Annotated in this window: 6 protein-coding genes and 1 pseudogene; 3 read left to right on the top strand and 4 right to left on the bottom strand. The window is 36.4% G+C overall.

The window, feature by feature from the left end; all coding sequences use genetic code 11:
- Positions 1-22: 22 nt before the first annotated feature.
- Together ACVYAD_RS08480 and ACVYAD_RS08475 are read right to left on the bottom strand one after the other, a co-directional pair.
- Positions 23-2,521 (bottom strand): S-layer homology domain-containing protein, encoded by a 2,499-nt coding sequence (locus tag ACVYAD_RS08480; protein WP_476425824.1) that lies wholly within the window; start codon positions 2,519-2,521, stop codon positions 23-25.
- Between the two features lie 72 nt (positions 2,522-2,593).
- A complete protein-coding gene (locus tag ACVYAD_RS08475) occupies positions 2,594-4,471 on the bottom strand; it encodes a copper amine oxidase N-terminal domain-containing protein (RefSeq protein WP_476425822.1) in 1,878 nt (625 codons plus the stop codon).
- Positions 4,472-4,724: 253 nt separating this feature from the next.
- Between ACVYAD_RS08475 and ACVYAD_RS08470 the strand changes: the two are divergent.
- A pseudogene (locus ACVYAD_RS08470) lies at positions 4,725-4,917 on the top strand (IS3 family transposase); the annotation flags it as partial.
- 108 nt (positions 4,918-5,025) lie between these two features.
- Here ACVYAD_RS08470 and ACVYAD_RS08465 read toward each other — a convergent pair.
- Positions 5,026-6,912 carry a stalk domain-containing protein gene (locus tag ACVYAD_RS08465; protein ID WP_197139729.1) on the bottom strand — a complete coding sequence of 629 codons (1,887 nt, stop codon included), beginning with the start codon at positions 6,910-6,912 and terminating at the stop codon, positions 5,026-5,028.
- Between the two features lie 900 nt (positions 6,913-7,812).
- Here ACVYAD_RS08465 and ACVYAD_RS08460 point away from each other — a divergent pair.
- The gene (locus tag ACVYAD_RS08460; protein WP_476425820.1) at positions 7,813-8,652 is read left to right on the top strand and encodes a copper amine oxidase N-terminal domain-containing protein; all 840 of its coding nucleotides are present in this window, start codon (positions 7,813-7,815) and stop codon (positions 8,650-8,652) included.
- Between the two features lie 991 nt (positions 8,653-9,643).
- Here ACVYAD_RS08460 and ACVYAD_RS08455 read toward each other — a convergent pair.
- Positions 9,644-13,345, bottom strand: a complete 3,702-nt coding sequence (locus tag ACVYAD_RS08455) for an S-layer homology domain-containing protein (protein ID WP_476425818.1) — start codon at positions 13,343-13,345, stop codon at positions 9,644-9,646.
- 603 nt (positions 13,346-13,948) lie between these two features.
- Between ACVYAD_RS08455 and ACVYAD_RS08450 the strand changes: the two genes are divergently transcribed.
- The gene (locus ACVYAD_RS08450; protein WP_476425816.1) at positions 13,949-15,820 is read left to right on the top strand and encodes an S-layer homology domain-containing protein; all 1,872 of its coding nucleotides are present in this window, start codon (positions 13,949-13,951) and stop codon (positions 15,818-15,820) included.
- The last annotated feature ends 135 nt before the right edge of the window (positions 15,821-15,955 follow it).

The following is a 15,955-nucleotide window of genomic DNA, read 5'->3' as shown; positions in this document are numbered from 1 at the left end:
CAGGGGTTTGTCATTTGTGTTTTTATTTATTTAATGTTAAGCATCTATTTAAGAAGCTTGAGAATTGTGCACGCGTAATTTGTGTGTTTGGTCTGAATGTATTATCTGGGAAGCCGCCTGTTAAGTTATTTGATACAAGGGCTTGGATATCGCTATACGCCCAATGCGTCGATTTCACATCTGTAAAGTTCACTTTACTTGAGCCTGTTAATTTATAAGCTCTTGTTAAAATCGCCGACATTTCAGCACGTGAAAGCTGTCCGTTCGGATTGAACTTCCCTGCTTCTTGCCCTTTAATAATCCCAGCTTGCTCTACTGCAGCAATGGCACTGTATGCATAATGGTCCTTGCTGACATCTTTAAAGCTTGGGTCCTTCGTTGTTGTTAAATTGAGAGCCCTTGCAATAATGGTAGCTGCCTCTGCACGCGTAATGGATGCTTCTGGTTTAAATGTTCCATTCGAGTAACCTTTAATAAGTGATTTAGTATTCAAACTTTGGATATCTGAAAAAGCCCAATGACCTTTTGTTACATCTGTATAGACTAATTCCTCATGATTGTCTTGATACACAGCTTGTAATTGATCGAAATACAGTTGGCCTTTCTTTTGAAGAGAAGCTGTTGGCTGTGCAACGTATAATCGTTCGAATTTCAATGGTAGTGTCACATCATTTGGGATGTTTGCAGTGACATACTTCCAACCATTCCAGTCCATACCGCCTTGGCTAGTGAAATCAATTGTCTGTTTTGCTCCTGAACCATCTACAAGCACTCCACGAAGCCACTGCTTTCCAGCATCTCCAAATACCCAAACGCCAATGTTATTTGGTTTTCCGTTAATAGGAATCGGTGATTTAGCTACCATATATGCTGCTTTCGTATCTGTTCCTGCTGTTGTAAAATCATAATTTAACTTTAAGCTAGCCGTGCCTTGTCTAGCATAGTCTTTAGCATTTGTTATGGAAGCATTTGCTTTTGCCACTTCCACTTTCCATGATGAAGCATTATCAAAGCTATCTAGTACAATAGGTTTTTCTTGTGATAAATCTACAACTTTCACAGTTGTGGACGTTCGCACACCGTCATACTCACCGATAATTTTGCCTTCCCCTTTTTGCGTAGCTGTGAAGGTTGCACCGTCCATCTTACCGATATTGCCTTCAACCGTCCAGTTCATCTTAGACGGGTTGATGGTCATAGGATTTAAGTATTGATCGTAAGCACTAGCCACTTTCATGTCAACCGATGAACCTTTCATGACTTGGCCCACATTGTTTAACGTAATGGACTTTGCTTTTCCTGGTGGCGCTGTATTGACAACCTGTAAAATGGCTGATACACGACGCTCACCACCATCTGAAGGGACGTTCACAAGGTTGGCAAAATAGCCGCCTGGATTTCGAGCAACCATCGCTGTCGAGCCGCCTCCATCAAGATTGATGGCCGAAGTAGCACCCATTGAGATTAAATGCGAAGCTAACTCTGTTAAATTAACGCCATTACTATGACCACTTAATCTACCATCTACTGTAACAACAAACACTTTTGTACCCGTTGCATCTACTGCTACCGCAGTACGAGGACTGCGAGCTGAAGCAAACCCAGAATTCGTTGGCATAGAAATGTCTACCTTACCGTTTTTCACTAACATAGGTCCTGCAGCTAAAATAAATTGAGCATCCATCCATTTTTCATCTATAGATAGATTCACGTCAATGTTTGTCCCTGCAGTAATTTTGCTTAGTTCAGTTGCCAGCTCTTTATTTTGCACCGAAATAACAAAGCCATCCGATGGCACCGTTGAATTCCCTTCTGCACCATACGTCGTTACTTTTGAAACCGTCCCTGAGAGGCGATCTCCGAAATGTAATACTTTCATATCTTGACTAGCATTTGAGACAACAATTTCTATCCCCCAATTATTTGACCCTGTTGTTTTTTTATCAGGTGTGAATAATACTGTTTTATCAGTCGTTCTTTCTGTATTGATAAGATCAATCGGATAACTTTTACCATTTACTTCAAAGGATAGATTCGTAGAATAATAGTCTGCGATCGCCTTCCCTGATTTGGATACACCAAAAGCAACAGGCTTTTGTGTTGGACTTTCATATGTATCTCCTAAAATACCATAGTTAATAATTTCATTTTTTTCAGCTAACAAGTTGGCAGGCATACCATTTCCTAAGAAGTATGAAGCATTGACAGCCCCAACAACACGATGTCCATCATATGTGTTTTGCTTTGCCATATTCGTCGTTGTTTGAAGTGAGTTAATCGGTTTCGGTACACCGACTTCAAGTTTTGTATAAGTATTATTTAAATTTACATCTAAAACATTAACAAACTCACGAATCGAATTAGAACTATAGGTTTGCTGTATGTGCGTTACTTGTGGCGATATTTCTTTCTTCTCTTCTTTTATTTTATTATCAAAAGAGGCTGCATTTGCATAATTTGGATTTACAGCTAGCATTAAAACGAAACATGCTACAACAATTGTCACTAATTTTTTTGCCAATTTTCTCAACTCCGAATCAAAAAGTATGGCACGAAGTCATATTGTGAAACTCATTCGTGCCAGGGACTTCATTTATTTTGTTTCTACATAAATAGCTACTGGGAGATTTACTCCGCCGGCATGCATGAATTCTAACTCAATCGTTTCTGATGAATCCTTCATCTTGTAATCTGGCAATTCAACATATTCTGTACCTACTCTCAATGTAGGCACTAGATACACTTTGCCATTGACCTTTACTGCACCACTATAGATACCACCTCGACCAGCTAATTTAAGCTTGATCGTTTTTGTCTGTCCAGTTTGATTCACAAGTGGAATCGACACTTTATAGTTCATTCCGAAATGACCTGGATTCCCTATTGCACCATTGATTTGTGAAAGTGAATTTTGTGCTGTTAGCAAATTGTCTGTTCGATCATTTGAAATGCTATAGCCTACTTCTGGTGAATCTACTGTATAAGTAGGAAGTGCTGCTTGAATAGTAGAGCTCGTCCAGGCACCTCGTGGGTGCATCGCAGATACATCAATCGGAACAGGATCTGATAAAATGCTTGTTAAATTACTATTATTCTTTGTTAATACTGTGCGAATCGTATACTCTGGAGTCCCACCATTGACAGCTTGAATATCTAGCTCATGTAAAAATCCAATGATATAATCGCGGAGCAAACCATATGATTCGATTACCTTTGTTTCTCCTGGTGCGATGACAATCCCTTTACTGCTAGATTTTTTAAACTTATTATTAAACGTTGCATCAGCAATGGTTAACCCAATATCATGGCCAACCCAGCTATTCCCCGATTGTTGGCTAGTCCCTTTGGAGTCGATTACTTCGATGCTTTCAGTACTAGAAGTATTCTGAACTGTAATACCGATTTGTACATCTGTCCCTAACGTATTGTAATGCCAGCCAAATACTCGATGTTTATTTGTAGCTGCTGTTGCTTTCACTTGATATTGGGAAAGTGTAGCATTAGAGTTAGGAATCAGTTTGCTCGTTAACGTTTCTGGATTATCACTAATCAATAAATCACGATCTCCTTCTAAACGAGCAGAAGGCACATTTATAGGCTTTGCTGTTGCACCATAAGATTTTTCAAGGAAGGAGCTTGTATACATATATTGATAGACATAAAGGTATAACTCTCTTTTATTTTCAATATAACGTAAATTCCCACCTAATGTGTTGACAATAAAACTAACGGGAACATACATTTTTCCATTTTGCATAAATGGTTTTTCTTCTATTGTCACAACTTCATCATTTACTAGAACTTGGTTACTATTTTCCTTGAAAAGAAAGCTCATTCCCGCAATTTGCAATTCAAACGATTTATCTGGTAACAACGTGCCAGAAGAATCTTCTAAGTTATCATATATATAATTAGCCGGAATATAGGATCTCGATTGCTTTACGATAATTGGATCATCCATCACAATACGTTCATTATTAATATGTAAAAAATATGGGTTCCCTTGAGTCTCATCTGATAAGGAAATATCAACAGTTTCTGTAGTAGGATTCCAGTTCACGTTACCACCAAAATTTTCACTAACGAAACGCAATGGCATGTAAGTGCGATCCTTATACATAAATGGTGCAACAACCATTGGCACCTTTTGTCCATCCACTAAGGCAGTCTTTGAATTTACTGTTAAATTAACCGACTTGCCATCTCGAATAGCTGACGCAGTAAGTGTTTCTTTCTTCCAGTCCACACTGGCACCAACCGCCTCATACAAAGCTCTCATAGGTAAAAATATATAATCGGATTTATTTAAAACCGGATCATTCACTTTGAGCGTCTCACCATTGATCTGAATAGAAACATTATTCTTTATATGAATCTTGTCACTAGCTGCTGATGCAGAGGCTTGTCCAGGTAATATCGTAGCCAAAGCAACTGCGGTAATCATACATGAAACCTTAAATTTACTAAACATCTTAAACACCTTTTTCCATAATTAATCTATAGGGTATCTTAACATGAAAAAAGTCCAAAAAGTGGTACTTAAATCGAAAAAAGTCGAATTGGGTACTGGAACCTAAACCCTATTCATGCAAAAGATGCATGGAAATCTTAGGATTTTCCAACACCTATGAACTTCTTCTTTCAATCTCTTAAAAGTCTATTAATTCTTTTCTTACAGGTTTAAGTATATATAGGGAAAGAAACATAATATTAACAATCAATCATCTTGTAAAGGAACAGTTGATAAAATCGCACCGAATCATTTAGATCGCCCATTTAAAGCAAATGCACCAAACGAAAAATGGAATACGAACATTACGGAGTTTAAATTATTTGGAGAAAAGCTTTATTGGTGAAATCATTACGTCAAGATTGGTTCCCAATATATATTCGCTTGTTTCGGAGATGTTAGAAAAGACTTTTTATCTGACAGCAGTTGTTACTAGTTTTCTTAAATTCTTCATTTCGAATTAAAAAGTATGGCACGAAGTCATGTTGTGAAAAATATTCGTGCCAGGGACTTTATTATTTTGTTTCTACATAAATGGCTACTGGAAGATTTGCTCCGCCTGCATGAATAAGTTCTAACTCAAGCTTATCTGATGAACCCTTCATCTTGTATTCAAATTCAACATATTCTGAGCTAGATCGCAACGAAGGCACTAAGTACACTTTGCCATTGAACTTCACTGCACCACTATATAAGCCACCTCGACCAGTTAACTTAACCTTGATCGTTTTTGTCTTTCCTGAATCATTTACAAGTGGAATCATTACCTTATAGTTCATACCAAAGTGACCAGGATTCCCCACTGCACCATTGATTTGTGACAGTGAATTTTCTGCCGTTTGCAAATGATCTGTTCGTCCATTTGAAACGTTATAACCTACCTCTGGCGAATCTACTGTATATGCTGGAAGATCTGCTTGAATAGTAGCACTTGGCCAAGCACCTCGTGGATGCATCGCGTATTCATCAATTGCCACCGCGTCCGTTTTGATCTTTGTTAAATCACTACTACTCTTCGTTAATACTGTTCGAATCATATAATCCGTACTTCCACCATTAACAGCTTGAATATCTATGTCCTGTAAAAATCCGATGACATAATCACTGAACAACTCGTACGTTTCAATCACCTTTGTTTCTCCTGGTGCGATAACAATACCTGTACTATCAGATTTTTTAAGCTTTCCGTTTAACGTCGCATCAGCAAGCGTTAAACCAATATCATGACCGAACCAGTCATTCCCAGTCATTTGAGTAATCCCTTTAGAACTGCTGACCTTAATACTTTCAGAGCTTGAAGTATTTTCAATCGTAATACCAATCTTTACTGCCGCTCCAAGCTTATTTAAATGCCAGCCAAACACTCGATGCTTATTTGTAGCTGAAGTGGATTTAACTTGATATTGTGCAAGCGTAGAATTTGATTTAGGTAATAAAGCGTGGGTTAAATTTTCTGGATTATCACTGACCATCAAATCACGATCTCCTTCGAAACGAGCAGAAGGAACAGGTTGAGGATATGATGTAGTACCAAAAGATTTTTCTAGAAACTCACTTGTATACATATAGCGATAAACATAAATATACATTTCTCTTTTTTCGCTAATATAACGTAGGTTTCCTCCCAATGTATTGACAACAAAAGTAATAGGAACGTACATTTTACCTTTTTGAATAAATGGCTGTTCTTCTATTGTTACAGATTCATTGTTGATTAAAACGTTATTACTACCTTCCTTGAAGACAAGACTCATACCAGAAATTTGTAATTCAAATGATTTATCTGGTAGCCAATTACCTGCTGAATCATCTAAATAATCGGATAAATAATCCGCTGGAATATAGGTTCTAGATCCTTTCGTAACAATTGGATCATCCATTACAATACGCTTATTATTTACATGTAAGATATATGGATCTTCTTGAGGTTTCTCTGAAGAACCATCTAATAGAATATCAACAGTTTGTGTAGAAGGATCCCAGCCGACATTTCCATCTAAGTTTTCAGTAACAAAGCGTAATGGCATATATATTCTATCCTTATACATGATTGGCGCAACATCCATTGCAACCTCTTGTCCATCTACTAAGGCTGTCATAGCATCAATTGTTAAATCAATAACTTTGCCGTTTCGATTAGCTGATGCAGTAAGTGTTTCCTTGTTCCATTCAACACTTGCACCAATCGCCTCATACAAAGCTCTCATAGGTAAAAGAAGGTGATCCCCTTTATCTAAAATAGGATCATTGATTTGAATCGTTTCTCCATCGATATTAATCGTAACATTATTTCGTATCTGAATTCCTTTGTCAGTAGCAGCTGACGCAGAAGTTTGTCCAGACAATACGAAAGCAAAAACAAGAGCTGCCACCATACATAAAGCCTTTAATTTGTTAAACATCCCTATCTCCTTTTTTCTACATAAATTTACTAACTACTATTTACCATATTAACACGAAAAAAGCCCAATATGTGGCATTAATATCGAAAAAAGTAGAAATAGGTACTGTTAGCCTAAGCCGCAATGTGTGGTTGATTTCCGTTCCGACTGGGCGCTTTCCTGGGGGCGTCCGATGAGCCGCTTCGCTTCGCTGCAGGGTCTCATCTGTGACGCTGATCCCCGAGGAGTCGCCCAGTCTCCACTCCAATCAACTTATTTACATAGCATACGTTTTAATAAATATCATTCCTATCATTTGCTGATTCATTTTGTTCAAGTGTAGCAGTAAGGTGATCTTGGATAAATTTTTTCATACAACATTCCAATTATTACCTAATAAACAATTATTTGTATGAATACCATTTTCGTCTTTTCGATTATGGACACCTACTGTTAAATCATAATAATACTTGGGGTCATTAACATCACTTCATGTTCAGTAAACCATTTAGCATATTGCTCTGGTAAACGTACTTCTTACAGCACTGTATAGGTAAATAACGCTAACGGAGGAAAATACTCATACTTGTGGCACACTTATATAATAAATACAATAAACGTTAGAGGAAGGTTAGATACATAAATGAAGATTTAGAAGAGATAATTGCAAGGCGTTAAGGAACCGCAAAGAACCCACTCACTTGTCAAAGACAAATAAGAGCGACTAACAACCAACAGTAGAATTAGGCTTCAAGTCACCTCAAAACTGACTATCAAAACCCTTCATTAAACCACCCCTTTCAAACAAGCTCACACCCTACAAAGATTGAAGGGATAGGCTCGGTCGGTTTAAATCAGCGTTATTAGCTGACAATCAATCTATTATTTACCCAATTTAATTAGGATTAAAGGAGATTTAAAGTGATCAAAAAAATTACATCTAGACTAACTCTAGCACTTATTTTATGTTTAATTAGTTTCTCATTTGCCCCTTCTGCGGAGGCTACAACTGCTATTAAAGTAGAAATTGATGGTGATGTTATACGATTTGACCAAGGTGCAGTATCTGTTAATGGACGAACTTTAGTACCAATGCGAACAATTTTCGAGGAATTAGAATCAACAGTACAATGGAATGCAAAAACAAAGTCAATTACAGCTGTCCGAGGTACAAAAAAAATTGGTTTAGTAATTGGTAGCAAAACTGCCACTATTAATGGACAAAAGATTGCTTTAGACGTTGCTCCTCAGATTATTAATGGTAGAACTCTTGTGCCTCTTCGTTTTATTAGTGAAGCACTTGGTGCAAAGGTTGATTGGAATAATCAAACGAAAACAGTTTCTATTACAACATATGATTTTGCTGAAAGATATTATTTTGTGAATCTACAAACTCTTAATTTAGAAGTTATTTCGGAAGACCGTTATTATCAAGAAGTCGATCAACCCAATTCCTCAAAGGAACTAGTAAGTGATTTTGTCTTTAATTCATACCTAGATAATACTCGAGACTTCTATTCTCAGCATATCGTTCGAGTATCAAACGGTGGTACAGGACTTGCTACTGCGCACGATGCTTATATGGATTTAGATGGAACTATTGTTAATGGTAAAGCTTCTGGTGAATATACTATCGAACTATTCGATATAAAAACTGGATCTCATAAAAAGACATACACTGGTACTTTTAAAGATATAAAATATGATCGCAATATTAAAACTACAGTACAGGAAATCATCAATAAAAATCATGTAAAATGATACCCATGAAAATAAACATAAACCGTAAATTCTAAAAATGGATGGAAATGGCTTATGATATGATTTTCAGGAGTTTCTATAATACAAATAAACAACTCTAACAACACTGTTGCAAAACACGATATTTTGGGGCTATGGTATCATTCCTTATAAAATTTACTGTACCCAGGAAATCGTTAATCTTTGCCTATTTCCTTGCTGAAGGTAGGCAGTTCCTTACGCTCTTTTTATTTCCGAACTTCTGGAAACTTTCTGGACATCGGTAAGTATTTAGCTTAATCGGTATTCAGGGTCTAGTATCGGCTTTACTATTAGTTAGTGTCTCTATCAGTTCTCACATGGACTGATAGGGGCTTTTTTTGTTTTCTATTTGACGCATTCAATCCTTTTCAAAATAATACAAAATTAATTTAGGATTTTTAAAATTATAATGTACCATATGTAAAGGACTTTTAAATAAAGGTTAGGCAACTTTTTGAAGCTAATGTTGTATTTGCAGCAGCTTTTTTATTATTCCCTCGATAATTATTGTAATAAATCATATAACTCTTAATTTCTTCCTTTTTCACACACTCTAATAGTTGTTTCATCTTTAAAATGCCAATCAGAATGATCTTTGTGGCTCATTATCCCAACAGTTTCCTAGACGAGACCTCGACTGTTCTAAGCCCATATTCTTCACTATGGCTTCGAGTTTTGGATTCGTATAATGGAAACCTTGATCCGTCTTTACTCAGAATAAATAAACCAAAACAGAAACTATAAGAAAACATCATCCAGGTCGTCCATGAGAGTTAAGTTTACAAAAAGATATGAACGCTTAGAAGCGAAGATGAAATTTTTAGAAGCTGAAAATGACTAAAAAAAGCTGGATCAACTCGAAAGTCAGATGATGGATGCAAGAAAAACCCTGAAGAGAAATTTCTTCAGGGTTTATTTTAATTAAATTATTCAACTCAGCAAAATGAAATAATCTGAATTTCGTTATAACTTAATATGATGATACTGCAACTTCAGCAACATTTTTAGTATCAACTACAGGATTAGCAGGTGTTGCTTTATCTGTAACTGTAGTTTTAACTGTAGCTTTGAACTTAGTTGTTGATACAGGAGCTACTTTTGCTTTACCAGCATCAGTTAAAGTAATTTCAATCTTAGTGTCATCTCCAGATTTTAATGAAACTGTGTAATCAGTTCCAGCTACAAGAGTAACTTTATCTGAATAATCACCTAATACAGAACCTTCAACTGTTACTTGATCAGCAGTGATTGAAGCTAGACTCTCACTCGCTGATACTGTAATAACATTTGTAGCATAAGCAGCTGCTGGTGTAATTATTGCTCCAGAAGCATCAGTTAAACTAATGCCAGTTGGATTAGCCGCAATTACGTTACCAACTAAATCTTTTACAGCGCCCTCAAGAACAGTTAACTTAGTTGCTGCAGTAGTAGCAGTTCCAGTAATTGGTGTAGTAAGCGTTAAGTATACTACGTTGTTATCTGCATCATCTCCAGCAACAGTAGCAACTGCATTTACCGGATAACCAGCAAATTTAGCTAAATCAATTGTAGAATCTTTTACAGCTTTAGAGAATGTTACTTTTAATGTATCGATATTTCCGTCTTTGTTAGTATCAAGAGCTAATGCGCTAGATAATGTTGGAGCAACTGTATCAAATCCATCAACTTTTGTTAGGTAAGACGAAGAAGCTTCTGCATTATTGTTATGAGTATCAACAATGTGTCCAGCTTTTGCTTTCACACTTACTTTGTACTCTACTGTTGTTGGAAGTGAACTATCTAATTTAATCTTCACAACGTTTCCAACTACTGATGTTGTGTATTTAGTTACAGATACAACTTCTTCAGTTTTACCGTTCACGATTTCTAGGTCATTTTTGTAATCAGCCGCATTTCCACCTAGTGCTTCAGTGAATGGAAGTTCAATTTCGTTGTTAACAACGTTTAAGCGAGTTTGGCCAGTTGCAAGTTTTACTTCTGGTTTAACACCGTCTTTAATAGTAATTGGAGTTTGTGTTTGTACAACTGTATTACCTGAAGTTGTAACAATTTTGTTTCCATCTTTTACAGCTAATTTAATATCGTTTTGTGCAGTTGTAGTGTCATATAGACCTGTTTCATTTAAATTACCAGTAAGATTAATTGTAACAATATCACTACCATCTGTAGTTACAGAGCTGATTGTTACACCAGTACCTGAAGTTACTACGAAATCATTAGCAGCTGCTTTACCAATTGGTTGATCAAAGCGAACTTTAATAACACCTTTAGCTGTCATCTTAGCTGAATGATTTGGTGTATCTTTATCATATTGAACAGCAAGTTTAGCTTTTTCAGTATTAATTGCTTGATCTGCTCCGCCAAATTGTTCAATGATATTTCCAGCAACATCTTTAAGAGCTAGTAATTTGAATTTAGTAATATTTGCTCCAAAAGATCCATCATTAAATCCAACTTTAGCGTTATCGATGTATTCAGGGAATACAATACGTACTGCTTTACCACCTTGATCTGGAGTTACTTCAGTTCCTTCAGGAAGTTGTTGAGATTTATTATTGATAGTTACTAAATAATTTTTGTGATCAGCAATTGATGCTAAATCCATTTTTTCATCAAAGTTAATAATTAACGTACGGCCGTTAGCTGAGTTTGAAGTATAATTTGGTGGTGTAATATCTTTACCGTTAATTTTAACTGTGTAATCATTCATTGTATTTTGAAGCTTAGTAGTATCACGTACACCTACAATTTTAAGAGTATAAACATCTGATAACTCATTATAAGTTTCAAGTGTAAATACTTTATCCTCTTTTGAGCCATTCGCAGCAACTACATTACGGATTGTAACAGTTTTGCCATCTTTATCTGTAAGTGTGAAGTATTTAGTATCGTCAATTTTTACAGTTTTGTTGAATTTAACAGTAATGTTTTTATTGTTAAGTTTGCTAACTGATACTTCAGTAACTTCTGGACGAGTTTGATCTACTTCAGCTCTTACTTTAACTTCTGTTTCAGTAATTTGGTTGCCAGAATAGTCTTTTACGCCTTCAACAAATAATGACATTTCATAACCTGGTAAAGCATTTGCTGTGAAGTCAAATTCATATACGTCTGGAGCAATTTGAGTTACAGAACCAGCTGCTTTTTTGTCAGAACCTGATTTCCAGAATACGTTTGATTTAATAACAGTATCAGGATCTACTTCTTCACTGAAAGTAACAGTTACTTTTTCAAGAGTTGCAGATACAGACTTAACTTTAGGTGCTGCAGTATCTTCTACTACATCAAAAGAAAATTCTTTAGATAAAGATTTAAATCCAGCAAAGTCTTCTACACCAGAAATTTCTAATTTATGTGCTCCAACAGCTAAATCAGTTGATGAATAAGGTTTAAGAATTACAGAACGTGAACCTTCACTAACAGCACCAAAATAAGATTTACCATCTAATTTGAAGTTAGTAGCAGTAGCTGTTTTAACTGGCTCTGAGAATGTTACTTTAACAGCTTTAGTTCCAAGAGATTTAACTTCTGTAACTTCAGGTAATGTGTTGTCTACTGGTGTAAACGCTACATTTGAAGCTTCGATAGATTTTTCTCCAGCTTTTACATTTTTAATTGTTAATTTGTATGATTTTTGGTTTTGTAGAACAACACCAGTTGAAGAAGGTTTAACAGTTAAACGAACTGTTTTGCCATCTTCTAAAAGTGTAGCTGATTCTAACTCTACTGAGCTATCAACTGAATATTTATCTACATCTTCAGCAGATGTTTTGTCAACTTTACCGTCGAACTCTACAGTGATTTCTTTAAGGTTAGTTGCAGATACAGACTTAACAGCTGTAGCTGTAGTTACAACGTAAGTAACTTTTGCTTTGTATTCTACATCTTTGATTTTGAAAGTAACTTCAGTTTCTTTGTTAGGCTCTAAAGCTTTTTCTAAAGTGATAGTTTCTTTAGTACCATCAGTTAAAGTTACGTTTAAAGTTTTAGCGTCAACTACTTCAACTTTATCAACTTTTACAGCGTTGTCTACTTCATTTTCAAGAGCACGATTGAATACTGCTGCAAATTCTTGACGAGTGATTGAAGCATTTGGGTTTAGGTTTGTTTTACCATTAACTTCAACACCTTTGATAATGCCGTTTGCAACAGCAACTTCTAGGTAAGATTTAGCCCATGGTTTAACAGTTGAAGCGTCAGCGAAATCTTTAAGATCTGCTTCACCTTCTAATTCGAAAGCTTCTACAAGAATTTTAGCTGCTTCTGAACGAGTTAAGTTTTTAGCTGGTGCGAATTCAGTTGCACTTACACCTTCAAAAATTCCGTTTTCTACAGTAGCTGCGATTGCATCATAGTACCAAGCGTCTTTTTTAACGTCTTTGAAATCTACAGTACCTTCAGCTTCTAATTCAAAAGCGCCTGTGAAGATTTGAGCTGCTTCAGCACGAGTAATTGATTTAGTTGGGTTGAAGTTTCCTTTTTCATCCCCTGAGATAATTCCTGCGTCAACTAAAGCTTTAACATCTTCTTTTGCCCAATCTGAAACTTTATCGAAGTCCTTGATTGTTGTAGTTGATTCTGCTGCTGATGCTGCAGGAACGATTGCTGCTGCAACAAGTGCTGCTGTTGCTGATGCCGCGAAAAACTTACGGCCTTTGTTTTGCTTTGCCATTATTGTATTCCTCCCTAACATTTCCTTTAAATTGGTATTATCCTAACGAAAACTATAGTACTGCTTTACCTAAATGTATGTATTATAGCTTCCTTGAATAATAAAAAAACCTACAAGCAAATTTTTTTAGTAAAATCCACCAGAAAAACAGTATTAGAATACCATTCTAGTAAATTTATTCACTTTCCACAATAATATAACACTATCTTTCTCTAAATTCAAGCATTATGACATAAATTTAGATATAGAAGATTTTTTTACCGGTTATATTATGGTAACCACTATAACCCAATATTTTTACCTTATTCAGGTTGGTAACATATAGAACCATTTCCTATTATACCTGACTCTCAACATTATCCAAGCATTTTCTGGAATAGATACGAAATTGTCAAATATTAAAGACTTCCGTAAATAAATAGTCATAATTGTAAAGAAACAGAAATATATAACGCGATTTCCAAAGGAGGAATGTATTTTCCTTCATTATTATTACTATAAAAATGTATCTGTTCCCATGTTGTAACAATAGATTCCCTATTTTTATGCTACACTTTTAATAGTTTGATAGGATCTTATCAACTATTGAAAGGGGCTTAAAGAATGAAAGGTAAACTCTCGATTTTCGGGGCCATGCTTATTGCGATGTTCTACTTCGCACCTACAAATGTAGCAGCAGAAGATATTTCTAAGCACTGGGCCTACTATGAAATGAACTATCTTATTACACACGATTTAATGAAAGGTGATGATTCAGGCAATTATCGCCCGAATGATTCTGTCACTCGTGCTGAATTCACCGCATTTCTCGTAAGAGCACTTGACTTACCAGAAGTATCTACGAAACCAAACTTCTCAGACGTACGTGAAGGAGATTGGTATTATGGTGTCATAAAGCAAGCGAGTCACTATCAATTAGTTAAAGGCAATGCGAATGGAACGTTTAATCCAAATGATAAAATTGATCGTCAGCAAATGGCTGCCATGCTAAAAAGAGCTCTCGATTACAAAAACATCAAGACGACTGCCTCCCCGCTTAAGTTTAATGACAATACTAGTATCGCTAAATGGGCCTATGCCGATGTACAAGAAGTCGTGTCGTTAGGGCTGATTGTTGGTAAGCCGAACAATACATTTGCGCCACTTGCCCAGGCAACACGTGCTGAGTCAGCTACTGTACTCTATCGATTGATACATTTAAAGGCACCTGAAGCTGGTGGCAAGCAATATACTACAACCAACTACTCACAGGATTACAAGGCTGTGGTGAGTAAACAGGCAAACAATAATCCAAAAGTAGATGGTGCTGGCGTTTTCACAGCTAGCGAGGCACTAGTGTCATACTATGTACACCCTAAAAGTTTTATTCAGGATAGCCCGTCCTTTTATCAATTCTTAAAATTATCGACGGCTGTTCCGAATCTAAATGAAAAAACAATCAACGAAAAAGCTCTTTATAATAAAGGAAGCTTAGTCGGTACAGCAGACGCCTTTATTCAGGCCGGTGTTGACCATAATGTCAATGCCATCTATTTGTTATCACATGCTTTGCATGAAACAGGCAATGGCGCTTCAGCACTAGCGAATGGTATTGAAGTTGGTCTTGATAAGGACGGTAAAGCAGTAATGGTTACGACTGAAAATCGAAATAGCCTGACTGCTGTTAAGAAAACATACAATGTATATGGCATTGGGGCTATTGATGCCAACGCCAATAAAAATGGGGCTGAACGAGCTTATACAAATGGATGGTTCACGATCAAGGATGCGATTATTGGCGGGGCCCAATTTGTGAAAGATAAATATATTAGTAAAGGGCAGGACACATTATATAAAATACGTTGGAATCCTGAAAACCCAACGGTCCATCAGTATGCAACACATGTTATGTGGGCAGTGCTCCAAGCGCAAAAGATTTATGACATGTATGAATTAACAGGTGCCAATACTACAACTAACTTAGTATTTGACGTTCCTGTTTATCAAAACCAGTCTTCCCCTACTTCGTTACCTACTCCTGCCAAGCAATATGCGGTAGATACAGCTTTAGCTGAGGCTACTGGACAGGCTACGGTTGACGACCTAAATATGAGAACTTATCCGAATACAACGGATGCTTCTTCGATCATCACGAAATTACCAAAGGATACATCGTTCACTTTGCTCGGTGAAAATGGCGGTTGGTACAAAGTTAAAGTGAATGGACAAGAAGGTTGGCTATTTAAAGATTATGTAAGTCTGAAAAATGGATTGCAGATTGTCGATATGAACATCACGCTAAATGTAAGAAGCGAGCCATCTACTACGTCTACCATTTTAGGTACCGTAAAACCAAAGAGCTTTATCATCGGTGTTGTAGATGCTAATGGTGATTTTGTAAAAAACGGTAACTGGTATAAGGTGATTTATAATGGCAAAACAGGGTGGGTTTTTGGTGATTATATTGTGAATAATAAGTCACTTGATTCAAAATAGGTTTATGAAATCGAGTAGGAGGGAGTGATTAACTCCCGACCTCTCACACCACCGTACGTACGGATCCGTATACGGCGGTTCAATTAAGATGAATAACGCAAAGTTTCGTAACGAACTTGCAGACTTTTCAGGCCT

This window comes from Lysinibacillus sp. G1-3 (assembly GCF_056322905.1).
The sequence above is the reverse complement of the archived record's forward strand: the minus strand, read 5'-3'. Positions and strand labels throughout refer to the sequence as shown.